Origin of the sequence: Paracoccus maritimus, from assembly GCF_025195095.1 — a bacterium.
In the GTDB taxonomy this organism is placed as follows: domain Bacteria; phylum Pseudomonadota; class Alphaproteobacteria; order Rhodobacterales; family Rhodobacteraceae; genus Paracoccus; species Paracoccus maritimus.
The window spans coordinates 277276-292900 of the sequence record NZ_JANAVZ010000004.1 but is presented as its reverse complement, the minus strand read 5'-3'; the positions used below and the strand labels follow the sequence as shown (position 1 = coordinate 292900).

Genomic DNA, 15625 nt, shown 5'->3' with positions numbered 1-15625 from the left:
TGATGCCGGACCGACCGCTGTTTCTGGAACGCGCCTCGTTCCGGCGTCGCCGTCTGGGCGATGCGGCCCGCGTGCTGCCCGTCATCGCTGTGCTGAGTGTCTTGGTGCCGGTCTGGTGGATGCCGCGCGAGGTCAGCTTTGCCTCGGGTGCTGTCTGGCTGTTCTGCTTGTGGGCGGCGATGATTCTTGCGGTCTGGTTGCTGCATCGCGCATTGCTGCGCGCTGAAGCCGCCACATTGCGTGCCGAGGCAGAGGTCGCCGATGCCGCAGGGGTGGCCAGGGCCACGCAGGAAGAACGGTCCGAAAGGAACGGCGATGCCCTTTGAGACGCTAGTCGCCGGTTGTCTGGCCTATGTCGTCCTGATGTTCGGGGTCGCATTCGCCGCCGACCGCGCGGCCGCGCGTGGTCGGGTGCGGTGGCTGGATCATCCGCTGATCTATACGCTGTCGCTGTCGGTCTATTGCTCGGCCTGGACGTTTTATGGGGCGGTCGGCTATGCCAGCCGATCGGGGTTGGAGTTCGCGACGATCTATCTGGGGCCGACGGTGGTCTTCGCGGGCGCCTGGTGGGGACTGCGCCGCCTTGTCCGCGTTGCGCGGATGCACCATGTCACCTCGATCGCGGATCTGATTTCGGCCCGTTTCGGGAAATCGAACCCGCTGGCCGCACTGATCACGCTGATCGCCGTGATCGCGGCGACGCCGTATATCGCGCTGCAATTGCAATCCGTGCGTCTGTCCTTCGAGGTGTTCGCGACCGATGACGCGCCGGATGCGGCACTGAACGGCGTCGCCGGGGGAACCGGATTGTGGGTTGCGGCCGGGCTGGCTCTGTTCACCATCCTGTTCGGCACCCGCAACCTGGCCGCGGACGAACGTCATCACGGCGTCGTCACGGCGATCGCACTGGAGGCGTTGGTCAAGCTGCTGGCCTTTCTGGCGCTGGGGATCTTCGTCGTGTGGGGGCTTGCAGACGGTCCCGCCGACATGCTGGCGCGGATCGCGCGCGCGACCGACGATCCTGTGATTGCCGAGGGATGGTTGCTGAAGCCAGATCGCTGGACCGCGCTGATCCTGGTTGCGGCGGCGGCGGTCGTGACCTTGCCACGCATGTTTCAGGTGATGGTCGTCGAGGCCGCCGACGAAGACCGGCTGCATGTCGCAGGATGGGCGTTCCCGGCCTATCTGTTCGCGATGTCGCTGTTCGTGCTGCCGATCGCCGTGATGGGCCGCGAACTGCTTCCAGCCGATGCCAATCCCGACCTGTTTGTCCTGACGCTGCCCGCCGCGTCCGGGCAGAATCTGCTGGCCTTTCTGGTCTTTTTGGGCGGTTTTTCGGCCGCGACCTCGATGGTGGTGGTATGCGCCATCGCCCTTGCAACGATGATCTCGAACCATTGGATCGTGCCATTCTGGCTGGGGCTGCGCCGGCGCCCGGCAGGCGAGGATACCGAGGATCTGCGCGGCTTCGTTCTGAACGCACGCCGGCTTGCCATTCTGGCCGTCGTCGGTGCCGGCTGGGTCTATCACGAAGCCTCGGGCGGGGCGGCGGCGCTGGCCGCGATGGGGCTGGTGGCCTTCACCGGCATGGCGCAGGTTCTGCCGGTGATGCTGGGTGGCTTGATGTGGCGAGGTGCCAACCGCCAAGGCGCCTATGCGGGGTTCGGGATCGGCTTTGCGCTATGGATGCTACTGATCTTTCTGCCATCGGTCGGGATCGGCAAGGTGCCGGAACTGCCGCAGGGGGTCGATCCGCTGGCCTTCAGCATCTTCGTGGCGCTGACGCTGAACACGGTGGCCTTCATCACAGTGTCGATCTTCGGTCTGCCCGACCCGGTCGAGCGGTTGCAGGGCCTGTCCTTTGTCAGCGCGGTCGAGCCGATCCGGCACAGCCGGATGATGCGCGGCGACGACAGGGCCGAGCCGTTGCTGGCGATGACGCGCCGCGTCTGGGGCGCCGACGCCGCCCTGCGGTTCTTTCAGGCCGAGGCGGCGGCGCAGGGAAAATCGGGCTATCTGCCGGACATGACTCCCAATTTCCTGACGCGGCTGGAACGCCGGCTGGCCGGATCTATCGGGGCGGCGACCGCACATGCGATGATCGATCGCGTGGCAGGGGGCGTGGCGCTGACCGTGTCGGACCTGCTGGAAGTCGCCGACGAGGCGCAGCGGGCGAAGGAAGAGACCCAGCGCCTGGAAAACGCGACCAGCGAACTGGCGCGCACGGCCACCCAGCTGCGCGAGGCGAATGACAAACTGACGGCGCTTTCCGTGCAGAAGGATGCCTTTCTGGGTCAGATCAGCCACGAGTTGCGGACGCCGATGACCTCGGTCCGGGCCTTCTCCGAGATCCTGATGACACCCGATCTGTCCGAGGAAGAGCGTGCGCGCTTTGCCGGGATCATCCATGCCGAGGCGGGACGCCTGACCCGGCTGCTTGACGACCTGCTGGATCTGTCGGTGCTGGAAAGCGGCGGCACGCAGTTGCAACTGGGCGTCGCAAATCTTCATGATCTGATCGACCGGGCGCTGGACGCCGCCTCTGCGACCCGCCCGGAACGTGTCTTCACCATCGACCGTGACCTGCCGTCCGAGCATGTGGCCGTCATCACCGATGCCGACCGTCTGTTGCAGGTGCTGATCAATGTCGTGTCCAACGCACGCAAATATTGCGATGCCGCGCGGCCGGTGCTGGGCATCCGCGTCCGTCGCCTGCATCCCGGCGGCGCGCAGATCGACATCTTCGACAACGGTGCGGGGATCGAGGCCGGACGTCAGGCGCTGATCTTCGAGAAATTCGCGCGTCTCAATGATCCGTCGCGCGCCGGGGGTGCCGGTCTGGGGCTTGCCATCTGTCGCGAGATCATGGCCGTTCTGGGCGGCGATATCGCCTATCTGCCGGGGCAGGGAGGCGCGGCGTTCCGGATCACTCTGCCCGCAAGACCGCCAGGCGGCACGCTGCGGGGGACCTTGCCGGGGCAGGAATAAACGCTTTCTCAACCTGTCTTTGCCAGATTGCCCTAAGAATAACGGTGATTCGGACGGCACATGTCACATGATGACGATACAGCGATGGCTTCTGGAAACCGGCTGGCGCATGGCGCTGTCTTGCGCCGATTGCTTCGCGCGCGTGAAACGGCCACGCCCGAGGCAGAGCGGCTGCCGCAACTGCCACGGTCCGCGCCGCCGACGCCGTCACGTTCGGCGGCGATCGCCGTCGGTCGGGCGGCGGACCGGCTGTATCGGCTTGGCGTGCAGCCGATCGCTGTGACGCCGGGCGCGCTGGCCTTGGCCGAACTGCCCGAGCTGTTGCCCGATCCGGCGCTGCTTGCGGTGCTGCAGGGGCCGGGTGACCTGATCGGGATGATGGCGCTGTGCCCGGAAACAGTCACCGCGCTGATCGAGGTTCAGACGCTGGGTCGCATCACGGCAAGGCCTGCCGAACGCCGTCGTCCGACCCGCAGCGATGCGATGATCTGCGCCGACTTCATCAACGCGCTGATGGCCGATCTGGCCTCCGAGATGGAAGGCGTTGACGGGTTCGCCGGGATCGCGGGGTATCGCTATGCCAGCTATCTGGACGATCCAAGGCCGTTGGCACTGATGCTGGAGGATCGGTCCTATCGCAGCCTGCGGTTCGAGCTGCGATTGGGCGCGGCCGAAACGCGCGTGGGGTCCATCTTTCTGGCGCTTCCCCTGGCCTTTGGCATCGACCAGAACCCAGGCGTTTCGAAGGCCTTGCCGCAACGGGTGGCCGCTTCCGACGCCGCGCCGACCGAACGCAACGCCGCCGAAACATGCGACGCCGCATCTTTGTCGGATGTGGTCAGGGGCGCACCGATCGAATTGACGGGCGTGCTGTGCCGCCGCCGGATGAGGTTGTGCGAGTTGCGTGGCCTGACCGCGGGCAAGCTGTTATCCCTTCCACGGGTCAGCCTGTCCGAGGCGCGGATCGAAACGGCAAGGGGGCAACTGGTCGCAATCGGCAAGTTCGGCGAGGCTGACGGCTGTCATGCGATCCGGCTGCGTGATCCCTTGCTGGCAGAAACCCGGTCCACGGTTCACGATGCCCCGGTACCGGATGCGGCGACGGCGGATACCGTGACCGGGCGTCCCGGCTTTGCGATCCCCGAGCCGCCGATCGATGACCTTCGGGCGGATGACGAATTCCGGCTTGCTTCGACCTCGAAGACGTCCCAGGATGTCGTCAGAAGCGTCCAGACCATACCGAAACCGGCAAGTAACCGTTAGGCGACGCGCTTTCCCCTTGAATTCCGCGCCACTTGGTCGCATCTAACCTCCGTCCCGAATCCTGCGGGACGCCTATTACGGAGTGACCATGGCCAAGGAAGAAATGCTCGAATTCCCCGGCGTCGTGAAGGAACTCCTGCCGAATGCGACGTTCAGGGTCGAGCTGGAAAACGGCCATGAGATCATCGCGCATATGGCAGGCAAGATGCGCAAGAACCGCATCCGTGTTCTGGCCGGCGACAAGGTGCAGGTCGAGATGAACACCTACGACCTGACCAAGGGGCGTATCAACTATCGCTTCAAGTGATCCGACGCGACCAATATCCGATACCGATCTGATGCGTTGCCGCAACAAACCGTCGCTGGTGCTGGGATCCGCCAGCCCAAGGCGGCTGGAATTGCTTTCCCAGATCGGGATCGTGCCCGATGCCCTGCGCGCAGCGGATATCGACGAGACTCCCAGGCGCGGAGAGACGCCACGCGATTATGTGCGGCGCATGGCGGTGGAAAAGGCCGAAGCGTTGCCCCCATCGCAGGATGAGGCCGTTCTGACCGCCGACACGACCGTAGCGGTGGGCGGCCGGATCCTGGGTAAGCCCGAGGATCGCGACGAAGCGGCCCGCTTCATGCGGCTGATGTCGGGGCGGCGCCATCAGGTGCTGACCTCGGTGGCACTGCACCATGACGGCAAGATCCGACAACGCCTGGTCCAGACGACCGTCCGCATGCGACCGCTGTCTGGCCGTGATCTTGAGCAATATCTTGAGATCGGGGATTGGCAGGGCAAGGCAGGCGGATACGCGATTCAAGGCGCCGCCGCCTCTTATATCCCCTGGATCCAGGGATCGTTTTCCGCGGTGGTCGGTCTTCCACTGTCCGAGACGGCCGCGATGCTTGCCGCGATAGGCATAACCGCTCAGCAGCAGGTGAAATCGACATGAAGGGACGTCAAGTCGTTCTGGGACATCTGGCCGGTGCGCGTGCGGCGGCCCTGATGATTGATGGACAGCTTCAGGATCTGATCGCCGATTCGCGCGCGCTTGCGCCGCTGGCGCGGGGCGCGATATGTCGGGGTGTGACCGAACGACTAATGAAGGGGCAGGGCGGCGTCTTCGTGCGTCTGCCCGAAGGGCAGCGTGGTTTCCTTCGCGACCGCTCGGGCCTTCGCGAAGGCCAGGCGATGCTGGTTCAGATCGCCGGTGTGGCGGAAGACGGCAAGGCTGTCCCATTGTCGCCGCGCCTTCTGTTCCGCGGGCGTCATGGGCTGGTCACGCCCGGTGCGCCGGGAGTGAACGTCTCGCGTCGGGTGCGGGACAGTGAAATGCGGGGGATGCTGGAGGCGACCGGCCTCGGCATCCTGGACGGCCGGACCCACGGACTTATCATGCGCAGTGTCGCCGCGCAGGCCGACACCGCCGAGATCATCGCCGAACTGAAACCGCTGGTGGAATTGGCCGATCGGATCCTGTCGGAGGCCGAGGGCCAACCCGAACTTCTGCTGGACGCGCCGGATCCTTGGGAACAGTCCTGGATGGACTGGGCGGACCCGGCGCCTGACGCTGTCGAGGACGGTCCCGACAGCTTTGATCGGTTTGGTGTGACCGATGCCGTCGATGCGTTGCTGCGCGCCCGGATCGACCTGCCGGCCGGCGCCAGCGCCTTCATCGAGCCGACCCGCGCCCTGGTGGCCGTCGATGTGAACACAGGCAGCGACACGTCGCCCGCCGCCGCGCTCAAGGCGAATATCGCACTTGCACGCGACCTGCCGCGCCAGCTTCGTCTTCGCGGGCTGGGGGGGCAGGTGGTCGTCGATTTTGCGCCGATGCCCAAGCGCGACCGCGCCACGCTGGATCAGGTGCTGCGATCCGTCTTCCGGGGCGAAGGCACCGAGACGACGTTGATCGGATGGACGGCGATGGGGCTGTATGAACTGAACCGCAAACGTGATCGGGTTTCCCTGTCGCGTCTGGCGGCGGGGGCGCGCGCATGACTGCCGTATGTCCGATCTGCGACAAGCCAAGTGTCCCATCCTACAGGCCCTTCTGTTCGAAACGCTGTGCGGATGTCGACCTGGCGCGATGGTTGCGCGGAGAATACCGGATCCCCGGCGAGCCACTTGATGAGGTTCCCGGAGATGACGACCAGACGCAGTGAAGAAATCCGCTTTTTGGGACTGGACACCCCCTTCAAGCATCCGTAAAACCCGCGTCACGCCCGGCGACGGAACGTCGCGCAAGGCGCCCGGATAGCTCAGTTGGTAGAGCAGCGGATTGAAAATCCGCGTGTCGGTGGTTCGAATCCGCCTCCGGGCACCATTTTTCATTTAGCAACAATAACTTACTTCAGTAGACGGCAGGTTGCGGCCAGTCTCAAATTCGCTTGGGTATCATTCAGCGCTGATGGCGGTTTTTCAGCCTTGAGGCTTGGAAATCCTCATGTCGTTGGTTCGATTCCGCCCCCGGGCACCATCTTCCCCGCATTCTCTAGTTTCGTCCGGCCTCGCCAATCGGCAGGGCCGATGTCGCCTTGATTTCCTCCATCGACAGCAGGGCGGTGACGTTGTGGATCCTGACCTGCGAAATCAGCGACTGGTAGAAGCGGTCATAGGCGCGGGCGTTTCGGACCTGCACCTTCAGGATATAGTCGATATCGCCCGCAAGCCGATGCGCCTCGATCACTTCGGGACGTTCGCGCAGGGCCTGCAGAAAGCGCGCTGCCCATTCCTTGTCGTGTTCGGCGGTGCGGATCAGCACGAAGAAACACGCCTCCAGCCCCAGCGCCTCGGGGTCCAGAATCGCCACCTGCCTGCGGATCACGCCCGCCTCGCGCAGCTTGCGGATGCGGTTCCAGACCGGAGTCTTGGATGCGCCGACACGCTCGGCGATCTGGTCCAGCGACAGGCTGGCATCCTGCTGCAGCAAGGACAGGATTTTCCGATCCACCTCGTCAAGGCGGACAGACGTTTGCGGGCTGGTGGCGTCGCGCGAAATCTGTTCCGTCATACTGCTCTCTACTGACTGATCGTCCTTATTTTGCTGACCCTATCGCGAAATGCCAGAACAAAATTCTATATTGATGGGACCAACGGAAAGGTCCGAACCCATGAGTAAAGCCTTCATCCCGACGCCCGCGAAGCCCGGCGTCATCACCGCGAACGATCTGCGCGAAGGCCATAACGTCTGGATGTGCGACGACGGCTGGACGGTTGATCCCGCGCAGGCGACGCTGTTCGAGGACGAGGCCATCGCTGAACTGGCGATGCTGAAGGCGATCGGGCAATCGGATCGGGTCGTGGGGCCCTATATCGTCGAGGCCCGGCGCGGCCCGAACGGCCCCGAGCCCGCCCATTTCCGCGAGGCCTTCCGCCAGAAAGGTCCGTCCAACTATTTCCACGGAATTCAGTCCGACAAAACGCAGGCCGCCAATGTTTGATGTCCGTCCCGTCGAAACCGACTATGTTCGCCACCGAGCGGCCCAGTTTCGCGCCCAGGTCGCCCGCCGCCTGGATGGTAGCCTTACGGAAGAGGAATTTCGTCCCCTGCGCCTGATGAACGGGGTCTATCTGCAGCTGCATGCCTACATGCTGCGGGTGGCAATTCCCTATGGCACGATCAGCCCCGATCAGATGCGCATGCTGGCCCATCTGGCCGCGACCTACGACAAGGGTTACGGCCATTGGACCACGCGCCAGAACATCCAGTTCAACTGGCCCCGGCTGGTGGACATCCCGGACATGCTGGACGAACTGGCCTCGGTCGGGATGCACGCGATCCAGACTTCGGGCAACACGATTCGCAACGTCACGACCGACGCCTTCGCCGGTGCCGCATCCGACGAGGTCGCCGATCCGCGCCCCTATGCCGAACTGCTGCGCAGCTGGTCCACGGACCACGCCGAATTCCAGTTCCTGCCGCGAAAGTTCAAGATCGCCATTTCCGGCGGTGCGCGCGACCGTGCGCTGGTCGCGGCCCACGATATCGGCCTGCGGCTGGTTGAAAAGGACGGAAAGACCGGGTTTGAGGTCTGGGTCGGGGGCGGTCTGGGCCGCACGCCGATGCTGGGTCAGGTGATCCGCGACTTTCTGCCGGAACAGGATCTGCTGCCTTATATCGAGGCGATCATCGCGACCTATAACCTGTCCGGCCGCCGCGACAACAAATACAAGGCGCGCATCAAGATCACCGTCTCGGAACGTGGCCTGGACGTGTTCAAGGCCGAGACCGAAGAGGAATTCCAGCACCGCCGCCGCGATTTCCACGGTGCGGACCGCGAGGCGCTGGCGATCTTCAAGGATCGTTTCACCGCACCGGCCTTCCGTAATGCGCCCTTCGCGGGCTATGAGGCGGAACGTCAGGCAAACCCGGCCTTCCGCAGCTGGACCGATACCAACCTGCACGCACACAGAGTTGACGGCTATGCCAGCGTCATCGTGACGTTCAAGGCGCCGGGCGCGACGCCGGGCGACGCAAGTGCCGATCAGATGCGTCTGCTGGCAGATCTGGCGGAAAGATACGGACACAACGACCTGCGCATCATGCATGACCAGAACGTGGCGCTGCCGCATGTGCACAAATCCGATCTGCCGTCGCTGTATCTGGCGCTGCGCGAAGCCGGGTTGGCGACTGCGAATGCCGGGTTGACCAGCGACATCATCGCCTGCCCGGGCATGGATTACTGCACGCTGGCGACCGCGCGGTCTATCCCGATCGCGCAAGAGATCGCCGAGCATTTCCGCGCGGTCGGCCTGGAAGACGAGATCGGCAATCTGAACATCCGCATCTCGGGCTGCATCAATGCCTGCGGGCATCACCATCTGGGCCATATCGGCATTCTTGGCCTGGATCGCGCCGGGGTCGAGAACTATCAGATCACGCTTGGCGGTGACGGCTACGACATCCCTGCCATCGGCCAGCGCGCCGGTGCGGGCTTCCCGGCCGAAGAGGTCGTGCCCGCCATCGACCGATTGCTGCGTGCCTATCTTGAGGTGCGCGAGGATGCATCCGAACGCTTCCTTGACGCCTATCGCAGGCTTGGCCCCGCGCCCTTCAAGGCCGCGCTGTATCCCGAGACGACCGATGCTTGATGGCAGCCTTGACACACGGGCGGGGCGGCTGAACGACCGCTACCGGCATCATGCCGCGACCGAGGTTCTGCGCCGCGCGGTCAGCGACGCGGATCTGGGTCGCGTCGCGCTTGTGTCGTCGTTCGGATCAGAATCGGTTGTCTTGCTGCATATGGTCAGCGTCGTGGCACCCGGCCTGCCGATCCTGTTCATCGACACCCAGATGCTGTTTCCCGAGACGCTGGCCTATCAGCGCGAGGTCGCGACGAAGCTGGGATTGACCGATGTGCGCGTGATCAGGGCCGACAAGGCCGAGGTCGCGCGCCATGACCCTGATGGCACGCTGCACAAGTTCAATCAGGATGCCTGCTGCGACCTGCGCAAGACGGTGCCGCTGGAACAGGCGCTGTCGGGGTTCGATGCATGGATCACCGGCCGCAAGCGGTTCCAGAACGGCCAGCGTGCCGCGCTGGAGTTCTTTGAGCCCGAGCCGCCCACGCGCCTGCGCGTCAATCCGTTGGCCCATTGGCGGCCCGAGGACGTGCAGGAATACATGGTCGAGAACAACCTGCCGCGCCATCCGCTGGTCGCGAAGGGGTATCCTTCGATCGGGTGCGCGCCCTGCACCTCGCCAGTGAAGCCCGGCGAGGATCCGCGCGCCGGTCGCTGGCGTGGCAGCGACAAGACCGAATGCGGTATTCATTTCATCGGCGGGCGCATGGTCCGCGGAAAGGTTTCGGCATGACCGATCAGTTGAACAGCCAGCGGATCGTTGTCCGCGATGACGGGTTTCATCCGCTGGACATCGAGGCGGAAATCACTCTTGCCCCGGATACGGCGCCCGAGGATCTGGCCGATCATCTGCACTGCACGCTGTTGGCGATTGATTTCCCGGCCTTCACGGACGGGCGTGGATTCAGCCTGGCCCGCCGCCTGCGTGAACTGGGATATCGGGGCCGCCTGCGTGCCACCGGCCGGCTGATCGCCGACCAGTATGCGATGGCCCGGCGCGTCGGGTTCGACGAGGTCGAGGTCGCTCCGGACATCGCCGCGCGCCAGCCGCAGGATCAATGGCTGGCGCGTGCCGACTGGCAGGCGTGGGACCATCGGTCGCGCCTTGCCGGCTGAGTGACCCTTTCACATCGCCCGCAGATCGCCTAAGACATTCAGGAATTAAGACATGACGCTGGACCTGACCGTGGCCGACGCCGCACCGAACACGACCAAGAAGACCATCCCCGACGCGCAGACCGTGACCTCGGTAACGCACTGGACGGACAAGCTGTTCTCGTTCCGGGTGACGCGGCCTGCCAGCCTGCGTTTCCGGTCGGGTGAGTTCGTGATGATCGGCCTGCCGGGCGAGAATGGAAAGCCGATCCTGCGGGCCTATTCGATTGCCTCGCCGAACTGGGACGACGAACTGGAGTTCTATTCGATCAAGGTTCAGGACGGTCCTTTGACCAGCCGCCTGCAGCATATCCAGCCGGGTGACCAGATCATCCTGCGGCCAAAGCCCGTCGGCACGCTGGTCCTTGATGCGCTGCTGCCCGGCAAGCGTCTGTGGTTTCTGGCCACCGGCACGGGCGTTGCACCCTTCGCCAGCCTGATGCGCGACCCCGAGACCTATGAGCGGTACGAGCAGGTCGTGATGATGCATACCTGCCGCAACGCAGACGAATTGACATATGGCCGGGAACTGGTCGAGAACCTGAAGCACGATCCGCTGTTGGGTGAACTGTATGGCGAGGATTTCGCGAAGCGGCTGCTGTATTACCCGACCACCACGCGCGAGCAATCGCCCTTCATGGGCCGGATCACCGATAATCTGACCTCGGGCAAGGTCTTCGAAGATCTGGGTCTGCCGCCGATCTCGCCAGAGACCGACCGTGCGATGATCTGCGGCAGCCTGGCCTTTAACGTCGATGTTAAGGCGGTGCTGGAGGGTTTCGGGCTGCGCGAGGGCGCCAATTCGGACCCCAAGGAATTTGTCGTCGAAAAGGCGTTTGTCGGAGACGGCGTTTGAGGTGAAGACCTCGTTCTGACCGATCGACCGGTCCCGGTAGGCAGAGGCAATCCGGATTGGGGCGTGGCCATTGGCCTCGCCCTTTTTTCGTTCGTCTGCCCGCGGGCTTCACGCAGTTGTTTGGAACCTACGCCAGACCGACCTGTTATGAAGATCAGGAATGCAGAAGCCGACTTCCGGGATAGGCAGAGGGACCCATGCGCAAGCTTGTTCACAACACGACGGCATTGGCCGCATGTCTTTCAATGATCGCGCCGCAGGTGGCGCTGTCGCAGGGATGGCCTTCGGCCCCGTCGGCGCCGATCACGGCCGCTGGCGATCCCGTGCTGCTGGCCCAGTCGGTCAAGGATCTTCAAGGGATCGACGAGGATGTGCGCAAGCAGCTGATGAAGGCCGAGCGCAAGAAGAAGGAAGAAGCCGCCAAGCCAAAGGCCGAAAAGGCCAAGTCACACGATAAGGGCAAGGCTGACAAGACCAAGGACCGCGGCAAGAAGCAAGCCAAGCAGCAGGCCGATGGGCATGGCAATAAACACGCCTATCGGCCCGACCGTGACCAGAAGGCGAAGCCCGCAAAGCAGCATTCGGGCAACGGGAAGCACGACGAGCGCAAGGCGTCGAGCGAGGGCAAGGGAAAGAAGCCGAAAGAGGATCGTCGCGACAAGGCATCGGCTGGAACGAAGAAGGATGCCCAGGCCCAGGTCGAGGCCGCGCGAAAGGCCAAGCAGCGCAAGGAGCAGGCGCAGCGTCAGGAAGACACGGCTCGGGAAAAGGCCCGCGAAGCGGAACGTGCCCGGGACCGCGATGACCGGCTTAAGGCTGCCGCGGCGAACAGCCGGGTCGGTCGCGCCGGATCGCAGTCCGCCAAGCAACGCGCCGGTGAGATGGCCGGTCTCAGCAAGGTTCTGGATCAGGAGATCGCGTCGGGTCTGACCGAGGATCGGCTGTCCTGCGTGTCGGGCGGCAGCTTTCCCTGTGCGCGGGGCACGCGGGTCATGACGCCGCGCGGCGTCGTGCTGGAGCGGGATGGCGACGGCTATCGCCTTGCGCCGAAAAACGCCCAGACCTATCGCGCCGATGGCGACGGCAAGATGATCGCGCGCGGGTCGAACGACAGCGACCGACGCGGCAATCATGCCGCGAAAGCAGCCGCCAGAGAGACCCGCGCAGCCTTGGCACAGGCGTTGGATGACCGGCAGACACGGCGTGACATCAGGGAACAGCGGATCACCCGGGAAAACAGGCGCAGTTCCTCTCAGGATTTCTCGACCAGTTTGCGCGATGTCTTGGCGCAGACCTCGGGTCAGGCGCCTCGTGATCGCGCGCGCAAGGATGACGACGACGACGACAATGATCTGGTCAAGGCGTTGCTGTTGGGGGCAGGGGCCCTGGCGGTCGGATCGATGCTGAACAACAATCGTCAGGTCGCGCTTAGCAGCCCGGATCGGGTCGTCTTCACGCGTCCTGACGGCAGTCACGAGGTGGTCAAGGACGAAACGGTCCTGCTGCGGCAGCCTGGATCGAACGTGACGACCGAAAATTTCGACGACGGGTCTTCCAGGACCATCGTGACGCGTCCGGATGGCAGCAAGGTCGTGACGATCCGTGACGCGGATCTGCGTATCCTGCGCCGAACGCTGATTTCGGCGGATGGTCGCAGCACAAGGCTGATCGACGATACCGAGACGGTTCCACCCGTCGATATCGCCTCTTTGCCGCGTCCCGTTCCGGCCCCTGCCTCGCGCAACGATGCCGACATGGATCAGGCCGCACTGCGCGAGGCGCTGCGCCGGGAAACGTCGATCGATCGGCGCTTCACACTGGGTCAGATCCGGAACATCCCCGAGGTTCGTTCGCTTGCCGCGCCGCTTGATCTGGATGCGATCACGTTCGACACCGGGTCTGCGGCGCTTCGTCCCGATCAGGCGGCGCAGTTGTCCTCACTGGGGTCGGCGATCAGCACCGCGGTGGCCGAGAACCCGCGCGAGATCTTCATGATCGAGGGATACACCGATACCGTCGGTCCCGACGTTGTGAACCTTGCCCTGTCCGATCGGCGCGCCGAATCCGTGGCGCTTGCGCTGACCGAATATTTCGATGTCCCGCCGGAAAACCTTGTCGTGCAGGGCTATGGAGAACAGTTTCTCAAGGTGCGCGCCGAAGGGGATGTCAGGGACAATCGCCGCGTTGCCGTGCGGCGCGTCACCGACCTGCTGCAGGTCTCCGACAGCCGCTAGCACAACGGGGAACGACCCCAAACATCACAAAGAAGGCCCCGCAGATCCTGTCGGGGCCTTTTCTATCTGCGATCGGGCGTTGCGTCAGAGATGGCGCGGAAACTCGATCTTCGGGCAGCGGTCCTGAACAACCGTGATGCCCCGCTTGGACGCCTTGGCAGCGGCTGCGTCATCGCGGACGCCCAACTGCGTCCAGATCACCCGCAGATCGGGCAGGCACGCAAGGGCTTCGTCCACGATCCCCGCGACCGCCTCGGAACGGCGAAAGATATCGACCATTTGGACGCCGGCGTCAGCAGGGATGTCAGAGAGATCGCCATAGACCCGTTCATCCAGAATGATCGTTCCCGCATGATTCGGGTTGACCGGAATGACCCGATAGCCCTGCGCCTGAAGATAGCGCGCGACGCCCCAGCTTGGCCGATCCTCCTTTGGTGAAAGGCCAACCATCGCAATGACTTTCGTGGATTTCGCAATTCGCGCGATGTCCTCGTCGTCGTCAAGATCAATGTCCATGGCGAGCCTCCCTCCCTCATCCACAGGTTGCAGCAATCTGACATAGAAAAGGCGCCCGGTCCAGAAATCCGGCCGGGCGCAAGTCGCGGAACGAGGGACAGTGATCCGAACATGACCGTTCCGGGGTCATGTTCTATTAGACAAATGAGTATCACCCGTCCAAAGTTCCAGATCTGTCGCGAATTCGTGATTCTGAATCACGGGTTCACGATTTTCATTTCAGTTTTCGCCAGTTCTGCTTTGCCTTCTCAAGCGTCTTTCGCGGGGCGGCAAGTATTCTGCGCGCGGCTGCCTCTGATCGCATCAGGTACAGGTGTTTGCCGATCACCACGACATGCCGGGGATTGCCCTTTTCGCGTCGTCCCTCGGACAGAGACATCGGGCAGAATCCTGCGAATCCGGGCGCGTAGGCGCGTGGGTCTGCTTCGAATCGCGCGCGATTATCCTCGGTCGCGAAATGCCACAGCTTTCCCTTCCACATCGTCACGACATCGCTTCGGCCGGGAACCGCATGGCCCGCGCCACGGGATGCAACCGCGTCAAAGCCGCCCAACGCCCAATCCTGCGCCATCGCGCCAACGGGCGGGCTCAGCAGGGCGATCAGAAGTGACAGGGCAGCGGTCTTCATGCGGGCACTTTCGGGCTATCAGCCTAAATGGCAGGCCCGAAGGTGATTCTCAACGTTGCCATGCCGATGTCGCAGCGAAGTGATGCTAGGATCGGCCGGCGGCATACAGAGCGACGGCCGCGGCGTTCGAGACGTTCAACGACCCGAAATCGGCCGCGAACGGGATGCGGGCAAGATGATCGCAGTTCTTCATCGTCAGGTCGCGCATTCCCGGACCCTCGGCCCCCATGACCAGACAGATGGCGCGCCCCCTCAGGTCGGACAGCAGATCGGGCAGGGTGTCGGTCGCGGTGCCATCAAGGCCGATCAGCGTGAATCCCATGCCCTTCAGCTGCGACAGCGCCTCGGCCAGATTGGGTACCCGCAGGTAGGGCTGCCGTTCCAGCGCCCCCGAGGCGGTCTTGGCCAATGCGCCGGTTTCCGGGGCGGAATGCCGCGCGGGCGCGATGACGGCGCGTGCGCCGAAAACCTCTGCGGATCGCAGGATCGCACCGATATTGTGCGGATCGGTGACGCGATCCAGGGCAACCAGCAGCGGCCGGGTCTCGCCCGGCACTTCGCGCAGGGCGACCTCGCTGAGACTGCCCCATTTCAGCGGCCGCACCTCAAGCGCCGCGCCCTGATGCACGCTGTCGGGCGCAAGGGGCACGGTCTTGCCGAAGACGCGCGGATCGGTGATTTCGGGCGTCATGCCGAATAGATCGCCCAAACGGTCCAGCGCGTTGCGCGTCACGACCAGGCGCAGTTTCTGACGGGCCGGGTTGGCAAGCGCGTCGCGGACCGCGTGCAAACCGAACATCCAGACCGTCTCGGCGGCCGCAGCGCGCCGGCTTCGTTCCTTGTCGATCACCCATGCGGGTTTTTGCGGCTTCGACTCTTTGCCTGCCATCGAAATCTCCTGTTGTCGCGTT

Annotated in this window: 17 protein-coding genes and 1 tRNA gene; 14 read left to right on the top strand and 4 right to left on the bottom strand. The window is 64.0% G+C overall.

Annotated features, from left to right (window positions below; translation table 11 throughout):
* Positions 1–2 precede the first annotated feature (2 nt).
* The 8 genes from MU516_RS09120 (at position 3) to MU516_RS09085 (ending at position 6566) form a co-directional block, all read left to right on the top strand.
* Positions 3–326: a hypothetical protein gene (locus MU516_RS09120; RefSeq protein WP_260276914.1), complete on the top strand. Its 324-nt coding sequence runs from the start codon at positions 3–5 to the stop codon at positions 324–326.
* Positions 316–2988, top strand: a complete 2673-nt coding sequence (locus tag MU516_RS09115) for an ATP-binding protein (RefSeq protein ID WP_260276913.1) — start codon at positions 316–318, stop codon at positions 2986–2988. The genes MU516_RS09120 and MU516_RS09115 overlap by 11 nt, the downstream gene beginning before the upstream one ends.
* 84 nt (positions 2989–3072) lie before the next feature.
* Positions 3073–4251, top strand: coding sequence for a FliM/FliN family flagellar motor switch protein (locus MU516_RS09110; RefSeq protein WP_260276912.1), 1179 nt, complete (start codon positions 3073–3075; stop codon positions 4249–4251).
* 88 nt (positions 4252–4339) lie between these two features.
* Positions 4340–4558: a translation initiation factor IF-1 gene (infA, locus tag MU516_RS09105; protein ID WP_010397442.1), complete on the top strand. Its 219-nt coding sequence runs from the start codon at positions 4340–4342 to the stop codon at positions 4556–4558.
* Between the two features lie 31 nt (positions 4559–4589).
* Positions 4590–5192 carry a Maf family protein gene (locus tag MU516_RS09100; protein ID WP_260276911.1) on the top strand — a complete coding sequence of 201 codons (603 nt, stop codon included), beginning with the start codon at positions 4590–4592 and terminating at the stop codon, positions 5190–5192.
* Positions 5189–6241: a ribonuclease E/G gene (locus MU516_RS09095; RefSeq protein WP_260276910.1), complete on the top strand. Its 1053-nt coding sequence runs from the start codon at positions 5189–5191 to the stop codon at positions 6239–6241. Before MU516_RS09100 ends, MU516_RS09095 begins: the two co-directional genes overlap by 4 nt.
* The gene (locus tag MU516_RS09090) at positions 6238–6405 is read left to right on the top strand and encodes a DNA gyrase inhibitor YacG (protein WP_260276909.1); all 168 of its coding nucleotides are present in this window, start codon (positions 6238–6240) and stop codon (positions 6403–6405) included. The genes MU516_RS09095 and MU516_RS09090 overlap by 4 nt, the downstream gene beginning before the upstream one ends.
* Positions 6406–6490: 85 nt before the next feature.
* Positions 6491–6566 (top strand) — tRNA-Phe (locus tag MU516_RS09085).
* Between the two features lie 168 nt (positions 6567–6734).
* On the opposite strand, the gene MU516_RS09080 is transcribed toward MU516_RS09085, so the two are convergent.
* Positions 6735–7253, bottom strand: coding sequence for an Lrp/AsnC family transcriptional regulator (locus tag MU516_RS09080; protein ID WP_260276908.1), 519 nt, complete (start codon positions 7251–7253; stop codon positions 6735–6737).
* Between the two features lie 100 nt (positions 7254–7353).
* On the opposite strand from MU516_RS09080, the gene MU516_RS09075 reads away from it, so the two are divergent.
* From MU516_RS09075 to MU516_RS09050, 6 genes are all read left to right on the top strand, one after another.
* Positions 7354–7683, top strand: coding sequence for a DUF2849 domain-containing protein (locus MU516_RS09075; RefSeq protein WP_260276907.1), 330 nt, complete (start codon positions 7354–7356; stop codon positions 7681–7683).
* On the top strand, positions 7676–9334 hold the full coding sequence (locus MU516_RS09070) for a nitrite/sulfite reductase (RefSeq protein WP_260276906.1): 1659 nt from the start codon (positions 7676–7678) through the stop codon (positions 9332–9334). The genes MU516_RS09075 and MU516_RS09070 overlap by 8 nt, the downstream gene beginning before the upstream one ends.
* Positions 9327–10058: a phosphoadenylyl-sulfate reductase gene (locus tag MU516_RS09065; protein ID WP_260276905.1), complete on the top strand. Its 732-nt coding sequence runs from the start codon at positions 9327–9329 to the stop codon at positions 10056–10058. Before MU516_RS09070 ends, MU516_RS09065 begins: the two co-directional genes overlap by 8 nt.
* Complete coding sequence (locus MU516_RS09060; protein ID WP_260276904.1) at positions 10055–10441, top strand: DUF934 domain-containing protein; 387 nt, start codon at positions 10055–10057, stop codon at positions 10439–10441. The genes MU516_RS09065 and MU516_RS09060 overlap by 4 nt, the downstream gene beginning before the upstream one ends.
* A gap of 52 nt (positions 10442–10493) precedes the next feature.
* Complete coding sequence (locus tag MU516_RS09055; protein ID WP_260276903.1) at positions 10494–11336, top strand: ferredoxin--NADP reductase; 843 nt, start codon at positions 10494–10496, stop codon at positions 11334–11336.
* A 197-nt stretch (positions 11337–11533) separates the two neighbouring features.
* Positions 11534–13570 carry an OmpA family protein gene (locus MU516_RS09050; protein WP_260276902.1) on the top strand — a complete coding sequence of 679 codons (2037 nt, stop codon included), beginning with the start codon at positions 11534–11536 and terminating at the stop codon, positions 13568–13570.
* A gap of 84 nt (positions 13571–13654) precedes the next feature.
* Here the strand turns inward: MU516_RS09050 and MU516_RS09045 are convergent, their stop codons facing one another.
* The 3 genes from MU516_RS09045 to rlmB all read right to left on the bottom strand — a co-directional run bounded on the left by MU516_RS09045 (position 13655) and on the right by rlmB (position 15603).
* A complete protein-coding gene (locus MU516_RS09045; protein ID WP_260276901.1) occupies positions 13655–14086 on the bottom strand; it encodes a CoA-binding protein in 432 nt (143 codons plus the stop codon).
* Between the two features lie 214 nt (positions 14087–14300).
* Positions 14301–14714 carry a YHS domain-containing (seleno)protein gene (locus MU516_RS09040; RefSeq protein ID WP_260276900.1) on the bottom strand — a complete coding sequence of 138 codons (414 nt, stop codon included), beginning with the start codon at positions 14712–14714 and terminating at the stop codon, positions 14301–14303.
* Positions 14715–14799: 85 nt separating this feature from the next.
* On the bottom strand, positions 14800–15603 hold the full coding sequence (gene rlmB, locus MU516_RS09035; RefSeq protein WP_260276899.1) for a 23S rRNA (guanosine(2251)-2'-O)-methyltransferase RlmB: 804 nt from the start codon (positions 15601–15603) through the stop codon (positions 14800–14802).
* Between the last annotated feature and the right edge of the window lie 22 nt (positions 15604–15625).